Source organism: Paenibacillus sp. YAE3, from assembly GCF_057546105.1.
Genome location: NZ_BAAIYF010000011.1, coordinates 20,080 through 42,300, shown reverse-complemented (window position 1 = coordinate 42,300; position 22,221 = coordinate 20,080). Strand labels below are relative to the sequence as shown.

At 55.4% G+C, this 22,221-nt stretch carries 18 protein-coding genes; 17 read left to right on the top strand and 1 reads right to left on the bottom strand.

Going from position 1 to position 22,221, the window contains the following annotated elements; all coding sequences use genetic code 11:
- The first annotated feature begins 1 nt into the window (after position 1).
- The 7 genes from AC27KL_RS20475 to AC27KL_RS20445 all read left to right on the top strand — a co-directional run bounded on the left by AC27KL_RS20475 (position 2) and on the right by AC27KL_RS20445 (position 6,485).
- Positions 2-331: a hypothetical protein gene (locus AC27KL_RS20475; protein WP_487170842.1), complete on the top strand. Its 330-nt coding sequence runs from the start codon at positions 2-4 to the stop codon at positions 329-331.
- A 292-nt stretch (positions 332-623) separates the two neighbouring features.
- Entirely contained in the window at positions 624-1,235 is a 612-nt protein-coding gene (locus AC27KL_RS20470; protein ID WP_487170841.1) for a glycerol-3-phosphate responsive antiterminator, read from the top strand.
- Between the two features lie 179 nt (positions 1,236-1,414).
- The gene (locus AC27KL_RS20465) at positions 1,415-2,728 is read left to right on the top strand and encodes an ABC transporter substrate-binding protein (RefSeq protein ID WP_487170840.1); all 1,314 of its coding nucleotides are present in this window, start codon (positions 1,415-1,417) and stop codon (positions 2,726-2,728) included.
- Between the two features lie 17 nt (positions 2,729-2,745).
- The gene (locus tag AC27KL_RS20460) at positions 2,746-3,627 is read left to right on the top strand and encodes an HAD family hydrolase (protein ID WP_487170839.1); all 882 of its coding nucleotides are present in this window, start codon (positions 2,746-2,748) and stop codon (positions 3,625-3,627) included.
- Entirely contained in the window at positions 3,609-4,682 is a 1,074-nt protein-coding gene (locus AC27KL_RS20455; protein WP_487170838.1) for an ABC transporter ATP-binding protein, read from the top strand. The genes AC27KL_RS20460 and AC27KL_RS20455 overlap by 19 nt, the downstream gene beginning before the upstream one ends.
- Positions 4,679-5,551, top strand: coding sequence for a carbohydrate ABC transporter permease (locus AC27KL_RS20450; RefSeq protein WP_036713404.1), 873 nt, complete (start codon positions 4,679-4,681; stop codon positions 5,549-5,551). Before AC27KL_RS20455 ends, AC27KL_RS20450 begins: the two co-directional genes overlap by 4 nt.
- A 115-nt stretch (positions 5,552-5,666) precedes the next feature.
- Entirely contained in the window at positions 5,667-6,485 is an 819-nt protein-coding gene (locus AC27KL_RS20445; protein ID WP_487170967.1) for a carbohydrate ABC transporter permease, read from the top strand.
- A 122-nt stretch (positions 6,486-6,607) separates the two neighbouring features.
- Here AC27KL_RS20445 and AC27KL_RS20440 read toward each other — a convergent pair whose 3' ends face one another.
- Entirely contained in the window at positions 6,608-7,234 is a 627-nt protein-coding gene (locus tag AC27KL_RS20440; RefSeq protein WP_487170837.1) for a DUF3298 and DUF4163 domain-containing protein, read from the bottom strand.
- A 418-nt stretch (positions 7,235-7,652) separates the two neighbouring features.
- Between AC27KL_RS20440 and AC27KL_RS20435 the strand changes: the two genes are divergently transcribed.
- The 10 genes from AC27KL_RS20435 (at position 7,653) to AC27KL_RS20390 (ending at position 22,199) form a co-directional block, all read left to right on the top strand.
- Positions 7,653-8,846: an amino acid deaminase/aldolase gene (locus tag AC27KL_RS20435; RefSeq protein ID WP_487170836.1), complete on the top strand. Its 1,194-nt coding sequence runs from the start codon at positions 7,653-7,655 to the stop codon at positions 8,844-8,846.
- Positions 8,834-10,150: a D-arabinono-1,4-lactone oxidase gene (locus AC27KL_RS20430; RefSeq protein ID WP_487170835.1), complete on the top strand. Its 1,317-nt coding sequence runs from the start codon at positions 8,834-8,836 to the stop codon at positions 10,148-10,150. Before AC27KL_RS20435 ends, AC27KL_RS20430 begins: the two co-directional genes overlap by 13 nt.
- 245 nt (positions 10,151-10,395) lie before the next feature.
- Positions 10,396-12,276, top strand: a complete 1,881-nt coding sequence (htpG, locus tag AC27KL_RS20425) for a molecular chaperone HtpG (RefSeq protein WP_339323638.1) — start codon at positions 10,396-10,398, stop codon at positions 12,274-12,276.
- A gap of 327 nt (positions 12,277-12,603) precedes the next feature.
- Complete coding sequence (locus AC27KL_RS20420; protein ID WP_487170834.1) at positions 12,604-13,746, top strand: YecA family protein; 1,143 nt, start codon at positions 12,604-12,606, stop codon at positions 13,744-13,746.
- Positions 13,747-14,118: 372 nt separating this feature from the next.
- Positions 14,119-15,825 carry an amylo-alpha-1,6-glucosidase gene (locus AC27KL_RS20415; protein ID WP_487170833.1) on the top strand — a complete coding sequence of 569 codons (1,707 nt, stop codon included), beginning with the start codon at positions 14,119-14,121 and terminating at the stop codon, positions 15,823-15,825.
- A gap of 231 nt (positions 15,826-16,056) precedes the next feature.
- Positions 16,057-17,817: a cache domain-containing sensor histidine kinase gene (locus AC27KL_RS20410; RefSeq protein ID WP_339325052.1), complete on the top strand. Its 1,761-nt coding sequence runs from the start codon at positions 16,057-16,059 to the stop codon at positions 17,815-17,817.
- Positions 17,777-18,961, top strand: a complete 1,185-nt coding sequence (locus tag AC27KL_RS20405; RefSeq protein ID WP_487170832.1) for a response regulator transcription factor — start codon at positions 17,777-17,779, stop codon at positions 18,959-18,961. The genes AC27KL_RS20410 and AC27KL_RS20405 overlap by 41 nt, the downstream gene beginning before the upstream one ends.
- 131 nt (positions 18,962-19,092) lie before the next feature.
- Positions 19,093-20,364: an ABC transporter substrate-binding protein gene (locus AC27KL_RS20400; protein WP_487170831.1), complete on the top strand. Its 1,272-nt coding sequence runs from the start codon at positions 19,093-19,095 to the stop codon at positions 20,362-20,364.
- A 36-nt stretch (positions 20,365-20,400) separates the two neighbouring features.
- Positions 20,401-21,390, top strand: coding sequence for a carbohydrate ABC transporter permease (locus tag AC27KL_RS20395; protein ID WP_339323643.1), 990 nt, complete (start codon positions 20,401-20,403; stop codon positions 21,388-21,390).
- The gene (locus tag AC27KL_RS20390; RefSeq protein ID WP_487170830.1) at positions 21,387-22,199 is read left to right on the top strand and encodes a carbohydrate ABC transporter permease; all 813 of its coding nucleotides are present in this window, start codon (positions 21,387-21,389) and stop codon (positions 22,197-22,199) included. The genes AC27KL_RS20395 and AC27KL_RS20390 overlap by 4 nt, the downstream gene beginning before the upstream one ends.
- The last annotated feature ends 22 nt before the right edge of the window (positions 22,200-22,221 follow it).

Below are 22,221 nucleotides of genomic sequence, written 5' to 3'. Positions count from 1 at the left end.
AATGTCGATCGCGGTTTTTATCGTGGATCCCGTGGACGATTTCGAGCGTTCCTTTACGATTCCGGTCGCGACGGAGTCGTTTTACCGGCAATACTGGGTGCCGGCCATCGCGGATCTGGACCTTCAGTGGCTGGCGTTGTTCGAGAACGGCGTGGATGTGGAGCAGGAGGACATTCCCGCGGTTTTGGGCGAAGTCTCCCGGCTAAAGGAATGGGCGCGGGCCAACATGCACGGGGATGATCTTGAGCATATGCTGCGCAGGCTGGAGCTGCTTGAAGCGGAATTGCCGAAGGCATACAGGCGCGGCGGAGCCGTTGTATATATTGGATAGCCAAAGCCCGGAAGGTGTACCTTCCGGGCTTTTTGATGAGGGCGTCGACGGCCCCTTTGACCATGGGCCAACCGTGCGAAGGCAGACGCCGCCCAAACGTTGGCTTTTTTTCGTGATCGGCTCCCCGAGCCTTAAGTTTTTGCCTGCCAACGTTTACAAAACGATGCGCCTTGTTTTACCTTAAGGAAACTTTTAACGCGTACGATGGATGGGAAGGGACAAGGATTGAAGACAGCCGTCGACAAGCGAAATGATGACGCGAATTGCAAATGGAACCAAGGAGGCTGCAGCAATGAAGGATGCGATCACCAAGGAGGAATTTTGCCGTGGGCTCGAAAAACATAGACGCATCGCTTCCATCAAAGATCCGCGGCATATCGAGCTGGCCTTGCGCCGGCGGGATCAGCTGAGCGGCGTTTTTCTGCTGATGGGGCATATCGGCGTCGTCAAAGGGTACGTCAACGTATTCAAGGAACACGGCCTGCCCGTGTTTATGCATCTGGAGAAAATCGGCGGCCTCAGCACCGACCACTACGGCCTGGAATATTTGGCTAAAAGCATTCGGCCGTCCGGGGTGATTTCCACCAAAACGAACATCGTCAAAAACGCGAAAAAAATGGGGCTGCTCACCATCCAGCGGTTTTTTCTCGTCGACAGCGAAGTATTGGACAACATCGCCAAAAGCCTCTCGCAAACCGAACCGGATATCATCGAACTGATGCCAGCCCGGATTCCGGACATCATTTGCAAGGTGAAGTCTTTTACGTCGCTCCCCATCATTACGGGAGGCTTATTGTACGAAGAAGCGCACGCGGAAGCCTGCCTGAGCCATGGCGCAACCGCCATTTCTTCTTCCCGGCCGGAGCTGTGGGGCATGCCGGAACGAAAATTGACCGAAAGTTAATGCATCGCGGGAACAGATTTAACAGTTGTCCATTAATCTGGTATCGACAAGTAAATAAACCGGTTGGAGTCTTGGAGAAACCTGATCTGCTGCGGCTGACGCATGTTGCCGTTCGTTTTTCGGGTTTCTTTTTGCTGCTTCCGGCCTGATTTTACAAAAAAAAGGGTGGAGGAATGACTGTGTTCAAAAAGAAGGTAACGGCTTTTACGCTTGCGGCGTTGATGGCGGTGTCTTTGGCGGGCTGCGGTTCGGGCGGAGGCGATGCAGCCGAAGTCGAAGGGAAAGCTGAAGCGGCCGCGCCGGCCAAAAAGGTGGTCATCAAATACTGGTACGCCTACGGGGACAAAATCGAAGAAGCGAAGCTGCACATGGTCAAAACCTTTAACGAATCGCAGGACAAATACGAGGTCGTGGCCGAACACCAAGGCAAATATGACGATCTTCATGCCAAAGTGCAGGCCGCGTTTGCCGCGGGCAACGCCCCGGCCGTGACGGATCTCGAGATCGCTTCGACCGGCGTGTTCGCCAATTCCGGCATGCTGGAAGAACTGACGCCGTACGTCGAAAAGGACAAGGATCAGGTCAAGCTGGACGATTTTATTCCGGGTTTGATGGGGAACGCCTACGTCAACGGCAAGCTGTACGGGCTTCCTTTTATGCGCAGCACCCCGATTATGTATAAAAACGTGACGATGCTGAAAGACGCCGGGTTGGACCCTGCCGGCCCGAAAACGTGGCAGGAGCTGGAGGAATACTCGCGCGTGCTGAAGGCAAAAGGCAAGTTCGGCATGACGGTTCCGGTGGATATCTGGTTTTACGAGGCGCTGGTCGCCCAAAGCGGCGGACAGATGCTAAGCGAGGACGGCAAAAAAGCGGCTTTCAACGAAGCGCCGGGAGTCGAGGCGGTCGAGTTTTGGAAAAAGCTCTCCAGCGAAGGCCTGATCAAAATGCCGGTCGGCGATGAGGCCGGAGCGACCGCGGACAAGGATTGGGCGAACCAAATTTCCGCCTTCAAGTTCGGATCGACCGCAGGCGTGGCGGAGAGCCTGGAAATCGCCCAGGGCAACGGCTTTGAGCTGCAAACGGCGTTCATGCCTGCCAACAAGGATTACGGCGTTCCGACCGGCGGCTGCCAGCTTGTCATGACCTCGAAGAGCAAACCCGAAGAGAAGGAAGCGGCATGGGAGTTTATCAAGTGGATGACCTCCAAAGAAAACACGATTTACCAGCACAAACACGTCGGTTACTTGCCAACGCGCACGTCCGCGGTCGAAAGCGAAGAGCTGCAGGAACACTTTAAGCAATATCCGCAGTACAAGGTAGCCGTCGACCAGCTTCAATACGCAAGACCGCGCCCGATGGAGAACGCTTATCCGGAAGTGGCCGACATTTTGGGCGATGCGATCGAAAAGGCGATCATCGATCCGAAGACGACTGCGCAGGACGCGCTCAATGAAGCGGCGGAAAAAGCAAACAAACTGCTCGGCAAATAGAAAGGAACATGTCCGGTATGACGGAAGACAACTGGTTGGGAAAGATCAAGGTCGTTATTTTCGATATGGACGGCACGTTGTATCAGGAAGATACCTTCATGGAGCGGTATATCCGTTATCTGCTCGAAGGAACGGAGCATGAAGCGGATACGGAGGCAGCCATTTGCATGGCAGAAGCGATTCGGTCCGGGGAGCATTTTTTCGGGCTCGGCCACTTTTACCATCTGAAAGACGATCTCCTGGTCGTTCGGCTGGAGGACGGATTGGCGCGGGGATATGCATGGGACGGTTCATCCGTCCCGATGCGCAAAAAAGTTTACAAATTCGATTCGATCCTGGACGGGGAACTGCTTCATATCGGCGATCCGTGGTGCATTGCGGCCATGTTCAGCCATAAATACAAGCTGCCGGCCGTGAAGCTGAACGAAGCTTTTAACAGAGTGCGTCGAGAAATGCTGGTTGCTCCGCACCGCTTCGAGGTTCACAGCGGTTTGATGCAGGCGATCGGAGAGCTCGGCGTGGAAAAAAGAGTGCTCATGACCAATACCCATCAGGCATCGGGCGCCGAATTTCTGGAGTTTATGCGAATCGGGCATGTTTTCGATGAAATTTGCTGCGGGGCGGGAAAGCCGGCGGGGCTGGACGCTTATTTGGCTTCCTTGCTGCGGCAGGGATACCAAGCGGATGAGATTTTGTCGGTCGGCGACAACCCGTGGAACGATTTGCATCCGGCGAAGCGGATCGGGGGCAGAACCTGCTTCATTTCCCCGTATCCAAGCCGCGACGCCGAGGCATGGGATTTGCGGCTGACGACGCTTGACGAACTGGAATGGCTCTTGCGTGCCCTGAACAAGCGGAAAACGAAGGAGGAGATGCATGTATGGCACGAATCCTGCTAAAAGGAATCAGCAAAACATTCAAGGATGAAACGGTGATTCAGGATTTGAACCTGGAGATCAAAGACGGTTCTTTTACGGTGCTGGTCGGACCCTCGGGCTGCGGCAAATCGACCACGCTGCGCATGGTTGCCGGTCTGGAGAAGCAAAGCGGGGGAGAAATTTGGATCGACGATACGTGCGTGAACGATACGCCGCCCGGCATGCGGGACGTCGCCATGGTATTCCAAAACTATGCGCTGTATCCGACCATGACCGTCCGCGGCAACATCGAGTTCGGACTGAAAAACAGGGGCGTGCCCCGAAACGAGCGCGATAAGCTCGTCAAGGACATTTCGGAGATCGTCGGGCTCGCCCCTTTCCTGGACAAAAAGCCGCAAAACCTTTCCGGCGGGCAGCGCCAACGGGTCGCGCTCGCGCGCGCCATGGTGAAAAAGCCGAAGGTATTCATTCTCGACGAGCCGCTCTCCAATCTGGACGCCAAGCTGCGCAATCAAATGCGGACGGAGCTGATCCAGCTTCACAAGCGGCTGGGTACGACATTCGTCTACGTGACCCACGATCAGGTGGAGGCGATGTCGATGGGAGACGAAATCGTCGTCATGAACAAGGGAGCGATCCAGCAGGCGGACTCGCCGATGAAGCTTTACCAGGACCCGGCCAACCTGTTTACCGCCCAATTTATCGGCACGCCCGCGATGAATATCATTGACATGCAGCTCATGAAAGGTCTGAACATCCGCTCGGACCGTCCGGTCGGTTACGTCGGTTTCCGGCCCGAGCAGGGGCTGCTGAACCCCGAACGCCCGGTGGAAGGGTTTGTCCTGAAAGGGGACATCCTGACCCGCGAGAGCCTGGGCGCGGAGAATATTTACCAAATCGGTTCGGATGCCGGAACGTTTTTCGTCAAAACCTTCCTGAAGCCGCTGGAGCCTGCGGACGCGGTAACCGTAGCCGTTCCGCATGACCAGCTTTATTATTTCGGTCCGGACGGCGGCAGAATATACGGGGCCGGGATACAGGAGAGGGCACTTATTGCCGGGGGCGCGATCGTATGACGGTTTGGCATAAACTTCGTCCCTACGGCATGGTTGCTCCGGCCATCATCATTTTTTCGCTGTTTTTCATTTATCCGATCTTCTACATGATTTATTTGAGCTTCTACGACTGGAATTTCATCAGTCCGACGAAAACGTTCGTCGGGATTCAAAATTTCGTGGATTTGTTGTCCGAACCGGAATTCATGCAGGTGCTTTCCAATACGACCGTTTACACGGTTTTGACGGTTACGCTGACGACGGCGTTGTCGCTGCTGCTGGCCTTGTGGCTTAACCGCGGCAATTTCTTTTACGGCATCGTGCAGGGGGCGATTTTCAGCCCGCATATCATTTCGCTCGTGTCCATTTCGCTGCTGTGGAGCTGGCTAATGGATCCGGAATACGGGCTGCTCAATTGGGTGATCGGCTTGTTCGGCTTCGGAAAGCTGCAATGGCTGTCTCACCCGAGCACCTCGCTCGTCTCGCTGGTCATCGTCGCGGTATGGAAAGGCATCGGGTACAACACGCTGGTGTTTATCGCCGGTCTGCAGAGCATTCCCGCCGATATTTACGAGGCGGCTTCCCTGGACCGCTCCCGGCCGTGGACGACGTTTACGAAGCTGATTTTGCCGATGCTGTCGCCGACGATCTTTTTCCTGGTCATCATCAACATGATCGGTTCCTTCCAAGTGTTCGAAACGATCGCCATCATGACTCAGGGCGGGCCGGTCAATTCCACGAACACGCTTGTGTACTACATTTACGAATACGGCTTCCGGTTCTTTAAAATCGGGTATGCTTCCGCGGCAGGCGTCATTTTGCTGGTCATTGTCGGCATCCTGACGATCATCTACTTCAAACTGCTGTCGAACCGGGTTCATTACCGTTAAGAAAGAGGTGTAACGCTTGAAAGCCGCAAACCGCGCCATCGAAGGCCCGATCCGTGCAGCCGCCGGCACCCCCATGAACGGGATCCGGTCGAGACGGGCTCTGCTGCGCACGATCATGAACGTCGTGCTCCGCCTTGCGAACGCTGCCGGACTTCTGCTGCTGGTGCTCATTTTTGCCCTGCCGTTTGTCTGGATGCTGTCCACGTCGCTCAAAACGTTGCCGGAGACGATGATCTTTCCGCCGGAGTGGATTCCGCGGAATCCCGTCTGGAAAAACTACGTCGACGCCTGGAACACGGGGCCGTTCCTGCATTACATTACGAACAGCGTCATCATCGCCGTAAGCATCCTTTTGCTGCAAATGTTGACGATCATTCCGGCATCCTATGCGTTTGCCAGATATAAGTTTGCCGGATCGGGCTTTTTGTTCAGCATCGTCATGGTGACGCTGATGATTCCGAGCCAGTTGATCTTCCTGCCCGTCTATCTGGAGCTGAGCGCCTTCAAGCTGCTCAACACCCATCTGGGCCTCATTTTGCCATTCGCGTCAAGCGCCTTCGGCATCTTCCTGCTGCGGCAGGCGTTCCGGCAAATTTCCGACGAATTGATCGAAGCGGCAAGGCTGGATCAGGCGAAGGAGTGGAAAATCATCGTCCGGATCATGGTGCCGATGGTGAAGCCGGTGCTTGTCACGTTCGCCTTGTTCAGCTTTATCGCCCACTGGAACGATTATTTCTGGCCGCTGGTCATGACGACGAACGAAACCGCCAGAACGCTGCCGATCGGCATCGCCAAAATCCGCGAGGTCGAAGGCGTGGGCACGTGGAATATTTTGATGGCGGGCAACCTGATTCTCGTGGCGCCGATTCTCGTCGTGTTTTTCTTGTCGCAGCGCCAAATTATCAAAGCTTTCGTCTATAATGGCGTCAAATAAGCAGTTTCATGGAAGCTAGAAAGCCGATGCAACCTGCAAAAGCTGCCTGCACCGCCGTTTCCGGCGGTATAGGGCGGCTTTTTTGGCGTGTTTACATCCTTGCCGGGGCTGCCGCTTTCGCATTAAGCGATATCCGCCGCGAGCACCGTAAGCGGTCCTTTTTCGGCTGCGATGTTCTGCAGGTCGTAGACCGACACCGGAAACATCGGAAATCCCGCATAATAGGGCGCAATCGAATACAGCGGGTAAAACACGACGAGCGTTTTATCGGCCACATAATAATCTTGGGTCGGCTGGACCGTTACCGTCGTTCCTTCCAGCATGGGGAGGTTCCTTTTGCGGATCTGGGCGTTGATCTCCGACGTCAGCTTCGCTTGATAGTTCGAGCCGGGCTGGAACAGGTCGGCCAACGCATAAGAAGCGCCGGTGCGGGAGTTGAAGGTCAATCCCTTGGCAACGGTATAGCCGTGGGCCATGGGAGCTGAATACGTGTAGTTGCTGAGCACCAGGCTGAGAATGCCGCGTTCGTTCGTTTTGATTTCGAAATTTCCGGTCGTTTGCGGGTTGCTTCCGGTCTGGACATGCTGCTGGATGCGCTGCATTTCCTGGATCTGCTCGATGATCGCGCGGTTGATTCGCTCCTCGGCTTGGGGGCTCGCCAGTCCGGCGACCTGGGGATACTGGATCCGGATGCCGGGGGCGTCATAAGCAAGGGTTCGCACTTGAACGGGAGGCTCGTAAAGAGGCATTGCAATCGCTCCTAATCAGGTTCGTATGTTTGCTGCAATAGCCTATTCGCAAGCCCGCTTCTTCGTGACTTCCGGGCAGCCGGTGCCGGGCGGGAAGCACGCCAAAAGAACCGATTGCCCGCATTCTCCTTTTCAGCTAAAATAAGGATAATTTACATGCCTCAAGAATCATTTTCGCTTCCACACGACCACTTGATCGATCGACCTCAAATTGCGACGACTCCGCAAGCCTATTTTCCAGTTAACGAACATATCGTTTAGATACCCTTAATAAGACGTAACAGATCATATTTGTTCTTTTGAAATGACAGCGCTTTCTTGATTTCGATCCGCCGCGTCTCACGTTTGTTTCCATTCATTCGTTCCATTTTCCGGTTTTATTGCCCGCGCCGGCAGACGTTTCAGAAGGAGGGAGAAGATGGATCGCGGTTATGCCTATTATAAAAAGGCGTTTGAGGGCATTCCCAAACCTTTCGCTTACGTGGACCTGGATTTGTTTGACGAAAATATCCGGAACATCCTGAAGCGGGCAGGCGCCAAAAACCTGCGCATCGCCACCAAGTCGGTCCGAAGCGTCGCTTTGCTGAAGCGGATACTTCATCGGAGCCCGGTTTTTTGCGGAGTGATGTGCTTTTCGCCGCAGGAGGCCATATATCTGGTAAAACAGGGATTGGATGATATCGTGATGGGTTATCCCGTGTGGGAGCCGTCCGCGTTGTCCGGCCTGGCCGAGCTCATCCGCCGGGGCAAATCGGTTACGCTGATGGTCGATTCGATCGCGCATATCGAGCATCTCGAACGCATCGCGGCGAGGCATGGCGTACGTTTCCCCGTATGTCTCGACATGGACATGTCGATGGACGTTCCCGGGCTGCATTTCGGCGTGTGGCGCTCGCCGATCCGGACCGTTGCCGAGGCGGAGCCGGTCGTGGAGAGAATCCTCTCCTCCCGCATGGTGATGCTGGACGGCGTCATGGGGTACGAAGCCCAAATTGCCGGGGTAGGCGACCATTATCCGAACAGCGGCCCGAAAAACAGGCTGGTGCAGACGCTGAAGCGGCGATCCGTCCGGCAGGTCGCAGGCAAAAGGGCGGCGCTGGTCGCCATGATCGAAGACGCGTTGGGGGCGCCTCTGCGTTTCGTAAACGGCGGCGGCACGGGAAGCTTGCATACGACGGTCCTGGAGGAAGCGGTGACGGAGGTGACGGTCGGCTCCGGGTTCTTTGCGCCGGCGTTATTCGACAATTACAAAGATTTCCGTTATCTGCCCTCGGCGGGTTTCGCCGTTGAAATCGTGCGCCAGCCTAGCAAACAGTTGTATACCTGTCTCGGGGGCGGATATACGGCTTCGGGAGCCGCCGGCAAAGATAAGCTGCCGAAACCTTATTTGCCGGCAGGCGCGTCCCTGATGCCGCTGGAAGGCGCGGGGGAAGTGCAAACTCCCGTAAAGTACGAAGGGGAGGAGCCGCTCACGCTGGGCGATCCGGTTTTTTTCCGGCATGCGAAGGCCGGGGAGTTATGCGAACGGTTCAATCATTTGTACGGCGTATCGAAAGGCAAAATCGTTGAAAAAATCACGACGTACCGGGGGGATGGACAATGCTTTCTTTGAACGAAAACCGGAAGGTATGGAGGAACTGGTCGGGAACCGTCCGCACCATGCCAAGGCATGTCGCGTATCCGACCGGGGTCGATGAAATCGCGGCTTTGGTCCAGTCCTGCGCCAAGGAAGGCAAAGGCATCCGCGTCATCGGGGCAGGGCATTCCTTTACGCCGCTGGTCGAGACCGGGGACGTCCTGCTTTCGCTGGACCACCTGGCCGGCGTCGAGCCGGTGGACGAAAGCACGCGCAGCGTCTGGATCTGGGCGGGGACGAGACTAAAGGACATCAGCGAAGCGCTGCACAAGCAGGGCTGGGCGCAGGAAAACCTCGGCGACATCGACGTCCAGTCGATCGGGGGCGCGATCGGAACCGGAACGCACGGAACGGGAATAAGGTTCGGTTCTCTATCGACGCAGCTGCTGGAAGCCCAGGTAGTGACGGTGTCCGGCGAGCTGCTGACATGCAGCGAGGCACAGAACCGCGAGCTGTTCAAGGCGCTTCAGGTTTCGCTCGGGATGCTGGGGATCGTGGTGAAGGTCCGCATCCGCGTCGTTCCCCGAACGGTGCTTCACTATAGAAGCATGCGCCTGTCCATGGACGAATGTTTCGAAAGGCTGGCAGAGCTCCGGGACCGGCATGACCATTTCGAATTTTTTTGGTTCCCCCATACCGATACCGTCCAGGTGAAGCTGTTGGATGAAACGGATGAAAAGCCGTCCGAAAGCCGGTTTTGGCAGCAGGTCAATCAGCTGGTGATGGAAAACGCCTTTTTCGGCATGATGTCGGAAGGCTGCCGCATCCTGCCGGGACTGTGCAAGCCGGTCAGCCGGTTGTCGGCGCGGTTCGTCCCTACGGGCGAGAACGTGGCGTACAGCCATGAGCTTTTTGCCACGCAGCGGCTCGTGCGTTTCAATGAAATGGAATGCAGCGTGCCGGCGGAGCGGATGGAGGAAGTTGTCCGCGAAATCCGGGCCAAGGTGGCGGCGGAAAAACATGCGGTGCATTTCCCAGTCGAATGCCGCTACGTCAAAGGCGACGACATATGGCTCAGCCCGGCCTACGGCCGCGATTCCGCGTATATTGCCGTGCATATGTACAAAGGGATGGAGCATAAGGCCTATTTCCGGGATGTCGAGGACATTTTCCGCAAACACGGCGGCCGACCGCATTGGGGCAAAATGCATACCCGCACGGCGCGGGAACTTGCAGGCCTGTACCCGAAGTGGGAGGCGTTTCGGGAGATTCGCAAGCAAGCGGACCCGGACGGCCTGTTCCTGAACGATTATTTAAGGAAGCTGTTCGCGCCGGAATAAAGACGGCACAAGCCCGCGAGTTCGCGGGTTTTTATATTTGCACCGTCATTTTGCGCAGGCCGGCCCGTTTCGCGCCAGATGGGCACCACTACGGGGGAGCGCATCGGCGAAAGCCAGGATCACCGGCTTTGAAATCGTCTTCATGTATTGACTTCGAAATTCAAGGTGTGATATATAAAAATAAGAATTAGCACTCATTGTGCGAGAGTGCTAACATACCCATCGAGCCGAAAGGAGCCTGACTCATGATCAAAAAAGAGTTCAAAGCCGAATCGAAACGGCTGCTGGACATGATGATCCACTCGATCTATACGCAGAAGGAAATCTTTTTGAGGGAATTGATCTCCAACGCCAGCGACGCGATCGACAAGATTTATTACAAAGCTCTCACCGACGACAACATCGTCTTCAATAAAGAAGATTATTATATCCGCATTACGCCGGACAAGGACAGCCGAACGCTCACCATTGCGGACACGGGAATCGGCATGACCCAGGAGGAACTGGAAAACAACCTCGGGATCATCGCCAAAAGCGGATCGCTGGCCTTCAAGAACGAAAACGAAGCGAAGGACGGGCACAATATCATCGGCCAGTTCGGCGTCGGCTTTTACTCCGCGTTTATGGTGGCCGACAAGGTAACGGTCATCAGCAAAGCGCTGGGCAGCGACCAGGCTTACCGCTGGGAATCCGAAGGCGCGGACGGCTACACGATCGAACCTTGCGAGAAGGATTCGGTAGGGACGGAAATCATTCTTAAAATCAAACAAAACACCGAAGACGACCGGTACGACGAATTTCTTGAGGAATACCGCCTGAGAACGATCATCAAGAAGTATTCCGACTTCATCCGTTATCCGATCAAAATGGAAGTAAGCGGAAGCCGTCCGAAGGAAGGCGGCGAGGGCGAGTTCGAGGAATACAAGGAAGAGCAAACGATCAACAGCATGGTGCCGATCTGGCGCCGAAACAAAAGCGAGCTGACGAAGGAAGATTACGAGAACTTCTACGCGGAAAAACGTTACGGCTTCGACAAACCGCTGAGCTACGTGCACGTCAAGGCGGACGGCGCCGTCGTGTACAACGCCATTTTGTTCATTCCGGAACGCACGCCTTTCGACTATTACACGAAGGAATACGAAAAAGGCCTCGAACTGTATTCCAACGGCGTCCTCATCATGGACAAATGCGCGGACCTGCTGCCGGATTACTTCAGCTTCGTCAAAGGGATGGTCGATTCCGAGGATCTGTCCTTGAACATCTCCCGCGAAATGCTGCAGCATGACCGCCAGCTGACGCTCATCGCCAAAAACATCAAAAACAAAATCAAATCCCAGCTCCTGTCCCTCCTGAAGGACGAACGCGAGAAATACGAAACGTTCTACAAAGCGTTCGGCCGGCAGCTTAAATTCGGGGTATACAACGATTACGGCATGAACAAGGACATGTTGTCCGATCTTCTGATGTTCACGTCCTCGAAGGAGAAAAAGCTGGTTACGCTCGATGAATACGTGTCGAGAATGCCTGAGGATCAAAAATATATCTATTACGCTACCGGTACCTCCGTCGAGCGGATCGAGAAGCTGCCGCAAACGGAGCTTGTCCTTGACAAAGGTTACGAAATTCTGTACTTTACCGACGACATCGACGAATTTGCGATCAAGATGCTGATGAACTACAAGGAGAAGGAGTTCAAATCGGTATCGAGCGGCGATCTCGGCATCGAGTCCGAAGCGGACGAAGAGGCGTCCAAAGCCGAAGCGGAAGAGAACAAGGAGCTGTTCGAAGCGATGAAAGAACTGCTTTCCGGCAAAGTGAAGGACGTCAAGGCATCCAAACGCCTTAAGTCCCATCCGGTATGTTTGTCCGCCGAAGGCGAGCTTTCGATCGAAATGGAAAAAGTGCTGAGCGCGATGCCGAGTAGCGAAGGCATTAAGGCCGACAAAATATTGGAGATCAACGTGCAGCACGACGTGTTCAAATCCTTGAAGGAAGCCTTTGACAAAGACCGCGAAAAGCTCGGCTTGTATACGAACCTGCTGTACAACCAGGCGCTGCTGATCGAAGGGCTTCCGATCCAGGATCCGGTCGAATTTACGAACGATATTTGTAAAATCATGGTGTAACTTTCGTTTCATGAATAGCAGCGTATATTGCCCGGCCTTCCGGAGGCCGGGCGCTTTTGTTGCTTTTCTCCTCGCCGGCATGTTGTAAAATTTTCGGTATGGAAGATGAAACGGCTCGAATAGTGTATAATGTTTAAAGATGCGGCTAAATTCACATGCCCCGGCTGCCGCGGCATGCGATTTAGACGCTCCAGGGTGCGATCTATAAACGAATGAAACGTTTTCGGCCGCTCGATGCCGAAGAGGGTTCTTTGGATTTGCAAAATCGTTGCCTGCATGCTTATCAATCTGGAAGAGGTGTAAATGTTGGAAGACCCAAGGTTACAAATGGAAGAACGTAATATACAGCACGCCATCATCGGAGACGTGATGAACCGTTTGCCGGAAATTCTGCAAAGCCTGACCAAATCAAGACTTTCTTCGCTTGCTGCCGCCAATCAAATTTCCGGACGTTCCAAGATGAAGAAGGAAGAGCTTGCAGATGCTCTTTCAGCATATTTGACCGATCCGGAGCAGCTGCGGCCGATCGTGATGGCGACGGATGCCGATGAATGGGCCCTTCTGGAAAAAGTGATGAATGAGCCGTCCATTCAGGACAATGCGCTGCCTTTCGGACATTATGCGAATTTTCTGGAGCGCGGGCTGGTATTCAGCTTCTTTAACGAAGGCAAGCTGCATGTGCTGATGCCGGAGGAAATCAAAGCGGCCGCATCGCAAATCGGCTTGTCCGAATTGAAAAAAGAGCACGGCTCGAAGCAGGAAGTTTACGATTATATCGCCGCCGCGGCTCATTTGTATGGCGTTATCAAGCTGGACAAGCTTGTTCAAGTATATAATTCGCAGCATGAAGAGTCGATCGCCAAAGAGGAGCTTGCGGCTTGCGCGGGCGAGATGGGCGGTCGCGGTCAAAACATCCTTTTGGCGGGCGACGTTCTGTACAACGGACTGATCGCAGGCAGCGCGGACGAAAACAAGCTGGCCGAGCTGGCGAAAGGGTTGGACGATAAACCGTTTTACGTTCCGGAAAAAGAAGAGCTGCTCCGCTACGCGGATATGGGTTACTTCGAGATGACGCCGCAGCTTGAAGAGCTGCAGGCTTTTGTGCTGAACAATATGTGCAAGGACGCGGAGCGGGTGGAACATCTGCTTGACGACATCCAATGGGCTTGCGTGCAGAAATCCCCGATGCAGGAGCTGATCAATCAGTTTGACCGCCATAAAATCCCGTTCAAAACGCCTGTGCATGCGCAGCGCGTCATTTCCCTGCTGGCGGAAGTATACAACAACACGAGAATGTGGGCCAACGCCGGTCATACGCTGGTAGAGCTGAGCGCGATGAATGCCATCGATCCGGAGAAAGGGCTCGTCAGACTTGTGGACGACAGCGACAATACCGTTCCCAAAGTCGGAAGAAACGAACCTTGCCCATGCGGCAGCGGTTTGAAATACAAGAAATGTCACGGGAAATAACAACATCATCATAAGTTTTGACCAGGCCTTATCCACGCCCTGCAGACCTCGGACCGCCCTTCGGTTGTCCGGCTGCAGGGTGTTTTTCGTGTGCATGGGCTTTCGTTGATGGACGAAGCGGATTCCGTTCCGGCCACCGGCAACGACGGCGAGCCATTCCAAGCCGAACGCTCAATAACGCATCTCGGAAGGCGGCGGAGACCGGCCTAACATTTATGCCCCGCATGGTCGAACAAAAAGACACCTTTTATGAGGGCGCCCCCGTTTTTCCAACAAAATGGCCGCTACTTGAAAACAACCGGCCGTTTCGGCCCTTCCCGATCAAGGGTACAATGAAAGCGTTATGATTCCTCTTGACGAAGGAGAACAGCCATGAAATTCGACCTGAGCATCGTGCCCTTCAGCCGGAGAGAAACGTTTCTTGCGGTTTCGCTCCTGCCCGAAGGAAAAAATAGACAGGAAGGCCTGTACCTCCGGACGGTACGGGGCGGAGACGACAAGTTCGGAGAAGCCTTCCGCATCGAACCGGTGGATGCCCTCGGCAGGCTGATTCCGTTTACGGCTGAGGCATCGCCGGAGGCGGTCAAGCTTCAATCGCCCGCGTCCGAAATCTACGCCGACATTTGCATTTCGGACAAACGTACGGTCCGCTTCCGTTCAAAGGGCTGCGGCATCCGGCTGACCTTCATGCCGGCCGCTTACGATTATGCTTACGAAGTGAACGAAGACAGCTGGGAGATGAACAGCTTCACCCATGAATGCCGCTTTATGCTGACCCGGCTTGCGGGCGCCATGAAGATGGAAGTGCCGTGGGACAAAATCAAAAGCTCCCGCGTCGTCGCCGAGTTCGTTCCGGATCCGGGCATGAACGAAGCGGAGTTTGCCGTCGAGGAATTCCGCACGGTCTGGGAGCCGCGGGCGGCATGGGAGCCGTTTGACGAAGCGGTTCAGTCGGCAAAGGAGGACTTTGCTTCTTGGCTCGATCGAAGTTTGCCCGTGTCCGAGGCTTTCGCCGAGGGAAGGGAGCTTGCGGCCTATATAACCTGGTCCTGCCTCGTCCCGGCGGAAGGCTTGCTGACGCGGCCGGCCATGTACATGTCGAAAAACTGGATGACGAATATTTGGAGCTGGGACCATTGCTTTAACGCGATGGCTTTGGTCCGCCATGATCCGAAGCTGGCCTGGGACCAGTTCATGATCTTTTTCGACCGGCAGGACGAGAGCGGGCTGATTCCCGACTTCGTCAACGACAAATACGAGCTGTGGAACTGCAACAAACCGCCGATCCACGGCTGGACGCTCGCCTGGATGATGCAGCGGACGGATTACATCCGGGAGTCTCAGCTGCGCGAAGTATACGGTCCATTGTCCAAATGGACGAAATGGTGGTACCGGTACCGCGACGGGGACGGCGACGGCATTCCGCAGTACAACCACGGCAACGATTCGGGCTGGGACAACAGCACGGCGTTTAATAACGGGATTCCGGTGGAAAGCCCGGATTTGGCGGCGTTCCTGATCCTTCAGGCCGAGCTGCTTGCCGAAATCGCCGGCTTGCTCGGACTTCCGGAAGAATCCACGGCATGGCGCCGTTTGGCGGAGGATACGCTCGATAACATGATCGCCCATTTTTGGCGGGACGGAAAGTTTATTTCCTGCCGCTCGGGCACGCATGAGCCGTCCGACGGCGACAGCTTGCTGCTGTTCGTGCCGATCGTGCTCGGCAAACGGCTTCCCGAGCCTATCCGCACCGCGCTGCTCGAGGGCTTGCGCGACGAAAGCCGGTTCCTGACGGCCAACGGCTGGGCGACCGAAAGCGTCAGCAGCCCGTATTATACGCCGGACGGATATTGGCGCGGCCCGATTTGGGCGCCGTCGACGATGCTGCTGGTGGAAGGCGTCGCCGCGGCCGGCGATGCCGAGCTGGCCCGCGAAGTATCGCGCCGCTTCTGCCGCATGCTGAACAAAAGCGGCATGGCGGAAAATTTCGACGCCCTGACCGGCGAAGGCCTCCGCGACAGAGCGTTTACCTGGACGTCGAGCGTGTTCCTCATTTTGGGGCATGAATACGCATTTTAAGGCAATATTACGCACTTCTCCCGCTTTTTAAAAGCGTCAAGGGGAAGTGCTTTTCCCGTTTGTCCGGCATGACATCCCGTCTTGCTTCCGCGCCGGATTCGCGCCAAAGCCAGCTTATCCGCAACTGGAAAAATGTAAGCGGTACCATCGGAAGCTTTATTTTATCTTCTGCGTGTTCGTCCATGCTAGAATGCTGTTATACGCTACATGCAGACAAGGGGGGAAATCGTGATGAAAGGCCAGCGGCTTCGGCAGCTGTACCGCCGTCTCGTGTCGGGCTCGTACCGGAGCATCCGCACCAAGCTGCTTGTTTGTTTTCTCATCGTGGCCCTGATTCCTTTGCTTTCGCTCGGCGCGGTGTCGTATTACCAGTCGGCGAAAATGATCAATTCGCAGTTCGGCAAATACGGGGAAAACGCCGTGGCCCAGCTCGAGCAGCAGACCAATTCGTCATTGGGCCGCATGAAACAAACAAGCGAAACCATCTATTCGTATTTGTTAGACCCGGCCCGTACCGGTTTAGGGAACCGGGTTCCTGTTACTTATAGCGAAATTATCGAAAAAAACGATTTTGAAGCGCTGCTGAAGTCGCTCCGGACGGACCGGACGGCAGGCATTTATATCATTACGCCATCGGGGTATTATTACGGGGAAAGCAATCTGGACGTGGCCAAGCTGGATAACATTCCCGCATGGAAGTCCAGGCCGGCATCTTATCAAGGCACGTATTGGCTCGGTTTTTACGAGCAAAACCATGCGATGAGGGGGGAGGATTCCCATCTCCCGGTATTGGGGCTGGCGGTGCCCATCCACCACCCGAACGGAGCGCAGGACGGAAGCACGATCCTGATCGAGGAAAACGCGCAGGAACTGCTCCACATGTTCCGTCTGTTCGAGGAAGACACGAAGGCCCATCTGACGATCAAGTCCCCGGATGGAAGACTCATATACGAGAGCGCTTCCAAGTTTGCGCCGAAAAAAAACGACGTCATCTGGGACCGGACGTTGGCGGTGAATCAATGGACCATCGAAGCCCGGCTGCCGGCCAAAGCGTTTTATAAATCGTCCGGAGTCATTCGCTCCAACACTGTGGTCGTGGCCGTCATTTCCTGCGTGCTTGCGTTCGGGCTGGCTTACGTTTTCTCCTCCCGCTTTACGGCCCGGATTCGGACGCTCAAGGATTCGATGCAGAAGGTCAGCTTCGGCAAGCTCGATACCCGGCTGCCCGTTGAGGGCCGCGACGAGCTGGGAAGCCTCGACATGAGCTTCAACCGGATGGTGAGCGGCGTGCAGACGCTGATCGAGGAAGTGGAGCAAAGCGAACGGCTGAAAAAGGAAGCGGAGCTGCGGGCGTTCCATTACCAGATCAATCCGCATCTATTGTTCAACACGCTGAATTCGATCCAATGGAAAGCCCGGCTGGAGGGAGCGGAGGAGATCCGCCACATGCTTTACCATTTGACGATGGTGCTGGAGGGGAATCTCGACATTTCGCAGGAGCTGATTACGCTCGGCAGAGAGCTGCGCATGATCGATCACTTTTTGAAAATCCAGGAAATCCGGTACGGCGAGGTTTTCCGTTACGACCTGCACTGCGGGGAATCGCTGAAACGGTACCTGATCCCGCGGATGACGCTGCAGCCGCTTTTCGAGAATATATTTTTCCACGGCTTTACCGACGGCGTCGGCTCCATCGAGCTGGACGTGAGGGAGGACAACGACGAGCTGGTGCTGACGCTGAAGGACGACGGCGCGGGCATCGCGGCGGAGAAGCTGGAGCAGTTGTTCAAGCCGAAGCCGGAGAGCCGCGGGCGCGGCGGGCTCGGCGTGCAAAACGCGGACCAGAAGTTCAAGCTGCATTTTGGCCCGCCATACGGGCTTACGGTACATTCGACGAAAGGCGAGGGCACGACGATCCTCATTCGTTGGCCGAAAAAGGAGGAGGGTTCGGATGGAGACGGCAAAAAAAATCAAGGTGCTGATTGCGGATGACGAAAGCATCGTTCGCAAAGGTTTGCGTTCCACGATCGCATGGGAGCGATTCGGCATGGAGGTCGTTGCGGATGCGCCGAACGGGCTGAAGGCTTGGGAAGCTTTTCTCGAATACCGCCCGGAAGTTGTCATTACCGACATCGTTATGCCGGAAATGGACGGGATCGAGCTGTCGCGCAGGGTGAAGGAAGTTGAACAGCGGACGAAAATCGTTCTGCTGAGCTGTCACCGCGATTTCGAATACGCCCAGCAGGGCATCCGCCTGGGAGCATCCGGTTACCTGCTCAAGACCGCGTTCGAAGATGAAGAGCTGGAGGCGATGCTGGAGCAATTCCGGCAGGAGCTGCAGTCCCCTCCTCCGGCGGACGGTCAGGACGGCGAACGGCTGGAGGCGATGCTTTTCGCTTGGCTGAGCGGGCATCACGAAAAATTCCCTGCCGAGCTTGCCAGGCTGCGCGAGGGAACGTGGCATTTCAACGGTGAGCCGCTGCACCTTTATTTGATCCGTACGGCCGATTGCGGTTCGAGCTGGAGCGGGCTGCTCCTCGGCACTGGCCAGGACGTCAGGCACTTATGCGAAGGCACCGTGATCCCTTACGGCGAGGAATACTGCTATTGGGCCGTTCCCGAATCGCTGCGGGGGACCGCGGAGGGCTTGCTGGTCGAATGCAAAAGCCGGTGCGGGAAGCTGAAATGGAGCCGAAAGGGAGCATTGCAGGATGCCGGGGAACTGAAAGAGGCGTTCCAATCCCTGCATAAGGAAGCGGAGCTGGAACGAATATACGGCGTATCGGGAGAGGACTGGCCGGAGCCGATCTGGAAAGCGGTCCGCCTGCTGCACGAAAATCCGGCGGCGGATTGGTCGGCAAGCCAGCTGGCGGAAAGGGTCGGTCTGAGCCGCAGCCATTTTTCCATCCTGTTCAAGAAGGCGGTCGGAGACAGCTTTATCGCTTTCCAATACAAGCGGAAGCTGCGGCTCGCATCGGCGCTGCTGCGCGATACGGGGTTGACGATGCAGGAAATCGCCGAGCGCACCGGCCTCGGGGACAGCAAATATTTCAGCAAATGGTTCAAGCGCTGCACCGGCCAAACGCCGAGCCATTACCGTTCCCAACAAAAAGGGGAGGCGTCCCGAACAGATTGACACCCGCCCGGCGACATTCGAACAAAAACGCAACAACATTCGAATAGATGCACGTTTTGAACCGCTTTCATAAGAGTTACGATGAAAGCGGTTCAATTATTATACACCTCATTGACAGGGGAGCTGACAAGATGAAAAAGAGAATTTCACTCATTGTCCTTGCAACAACGGTGATGGTATCCGTATTGTCCGCCTGCGGCGGCAGCGGCGGAAACGCCGAAACGTCCGGCCAGGGGGAAGGCGGCTCCAAACAATTGAAAACGCTGCGTTTTGCGACCTGGGATACCGGGGATGCGCTTAAGATCGAACAGGATATCGCCAAAAAGTTCGAAGCGGCGCATCCGGGCACGAAGGTGCAGGTCGAGGCTTACGCGGACGGATTCGACCAGAAGCTGGCCGCCGGCTTCGGCGCGGCGAACCCGCCGGACGTGATGTACATGTGGGACTTCCCGACGTACCATCAATCGCTTGAGCCGCTGGACGGCTATGCGGACAAGGACCCGGACCTCAACATAGATGATTTTTACAAAGGATTGTTCAACTACGGCAAAATCGGCGATACGCTTTACGGCATCCCGGCCGGGTTTACGACCCGCGTCGTGTACTACAACAAGAAGCTGTTCGACGAGGCGGGCGTTCCGTATCCGAAAGACGGCTGGACCTGGGCCGAATTCCAGGACATCGCCCAGAAGCTTACCGACAAGTCGAAAAAGCAGTACGGCTTCGGAGTTCGCGCCGAAAACGACACGTACGATCTCCAGGGATTCGTTTGGAGCAACGGCAGTTCCTTCATTTCCCCGGACGGCAAAGCGATCGACGGATACATGAACAGCAAGGAGACGGCCGAAGCGATCCAAATGTTCGGGGACATGGTGAAAAACGGCTCCGCCGTGCTGACGGGCGGAAAAGGCCAGCAGAGCGGCGACGACATCTTCAAAGCCGGCAAAATCGCCATGTGGGAAAGCGGCATTTGGCCGCTGGAGTCGTTTAAGCAGGCGGGCGTCGACGTAGGCACCGTGGAAATGCCGGCCTTCCCGGGCAAACCGGTCAAAGGCGTGCTCGCCGAATCCGCGCTGTCCATCGCCAAAGACTCCAAGCAAAAAGATCTGGCGTGGGAGTTCGTCAAATTTTACGTTTCCAACGATTCGATCAAAATGCGCGTAGCCGACCTGCCTGTCCGCCAAAGCGTCGTGACCGAGCTGAAGAAGGATCAGGATCCGCTTTACAAGCCGTTTTACGCGATGCTTGAACGTTCGAGCGATACGCCGGCGTTCCTGCTGAACCCGAAATGGAACGAAGTGAACCGTCAGCTGTCGGCAGCGGTCGAAGCGGTGATGCACGGCGCGAGCGCCCAGGAAGTGCTGAACCAGGCGGTCAAAGACAGCGAGCGGTATTTGAAATAAACGCTTAAACAACTTCTAAAGAAAGAAGGTTAGGAGATGGCTCAGACCTACCTGCACAACGCACGGGAACAGACAGCCGCCCTTAAGCCCTTGAGAAAACGCAGATGGGGTGGGGCTGCTCCCTACCTCTTCATCTTTCCTTGGATATTCGGCTTCGTCGTTTTTACGCTCGGCCCGCTGCTGTTTTCGCTGATCATATCGTTTTTCGATTGGCCGATCGTCGGCAAAGTGACGTTTATCGGTTTCGACAACTATATCGAAATGTTTACGGACGATCCGATGTTCTGGAAATCGCTTTTCGTCACCTTAAAATTTGCGGCCCTCTTCGTCCCGCTCAACATCATCATCGCGCTGGGACTCGCCATGCTGCTGAACCAAAAGGTGCGGGGCAGCGCGATATTCCGCACCGCCTTCTACCTGCCGTCCGTCATTTCGGGCGTGGCGCTCGCCATGATCTGGTCCTGGGTGTACAGCGGGGATTACGGGATCCTAAACTACTTCCTGTCGCTGTTCGGGATTCAGGGTCCGGACTGGCTGAACGACACGAAATGGTCGCTGGTGGCGATGGTCGTCGCCAGCCTGTGGGGACAAGGTTCGATGATGCTGATTTTCCTGGCGGGATTGAAGGGTATCCCGAAGGATTTGTACGAATCGGCTTCGATCGACGGGGCCGGCAAAATCCGGCAGTTTTTCAGCGTGACCATTCCGATGATCACCCCGACGATTTTGTTCAACCTCATTACGTCCATCATCGCGGCGTTCCAGCAGCTGACCTTGGCTTTGCTCTTGACGGGGGGCGGACCGCTGAAGTCTACGTATTTTTACGCGATGTACATGTACGAAAACGCCTTTAAATATTTCAAAATGGGATATTCCGCGGCCAACGCCTGGTTCATGTTCCTGATCGTGCTTGTGCTGACGTTCCTTGTCTTCAAGTCGTCGGAAGCATGGGTGTTCTACGAAGGCGAAATGAAAAAAAATTCGCGGGATAAGCGGAAATCGAAAAAAGGGGTGCAGGCCGGATGAAAAAAACGCTGACGTACCTGCTGCTGATCCTGTTTTCGCTCCTGTTCATCGCGCCATTGTTCTGGGCGGTGACGACGGCGCTCAAATCGCAGCAGGAGCTGTATCTGTTCCCGCCCAAATGGATTCCTTCCGTCTGGAAATTCAGCAATTTTGCCGAAGCCTGGAACAGCCAGCCGTTTAACCTGTTTTTGAAAAATACGGTGATCATTACGGCCCTGTCCACGCTCGGCCAGCTGATCTCCTGCACCCTGGTTGCTTACGGCTTCGCCCGGTTCCAGTTCAAGGGACGCGACTTCCTGTTTCTGGTCGTGCTGGCTACGATGATGATTCCGTGGGAAGTGACGATGATTCCGCAATACATGGAATTCAACTATTTGGGCTGGATCAATACGCTGAAGCCGCTGATCGTGCCTTCGTGGTTCGGATCCGCTTATTATATCTTTTTGCTGCGGCAGTTTATTTTGACCCTGCCCAGGGAGCTGGACGAAGCGGCCACGATCGACGGCGCCAGCAAAGTGACGGTGCTGTTCCGGATCATCGTGCCGCTGATGTGGCCTTCGCTGATTCTGGTGGCGGTATTCCAGGTGATGAGCTGCTGGAACGACTATCTCGGGCCGCTCATTTTCCTGAACGACCAGACGAAGTATACGCTGACGCTCGGCTTGTCCCAGTTTAAGGGGATGTACGGCGTCGACATGCAGTCGATCATGGCGATTACATGCCTGATCTCCATCCCGCCGCTGGCCATTTTCTTCTTCGCGCAGCGTTATATCGTGGGCGGAATCGCGACGACGGGCATCAAAGGATAGATCGCAGAGAAAGGAAGAGGAC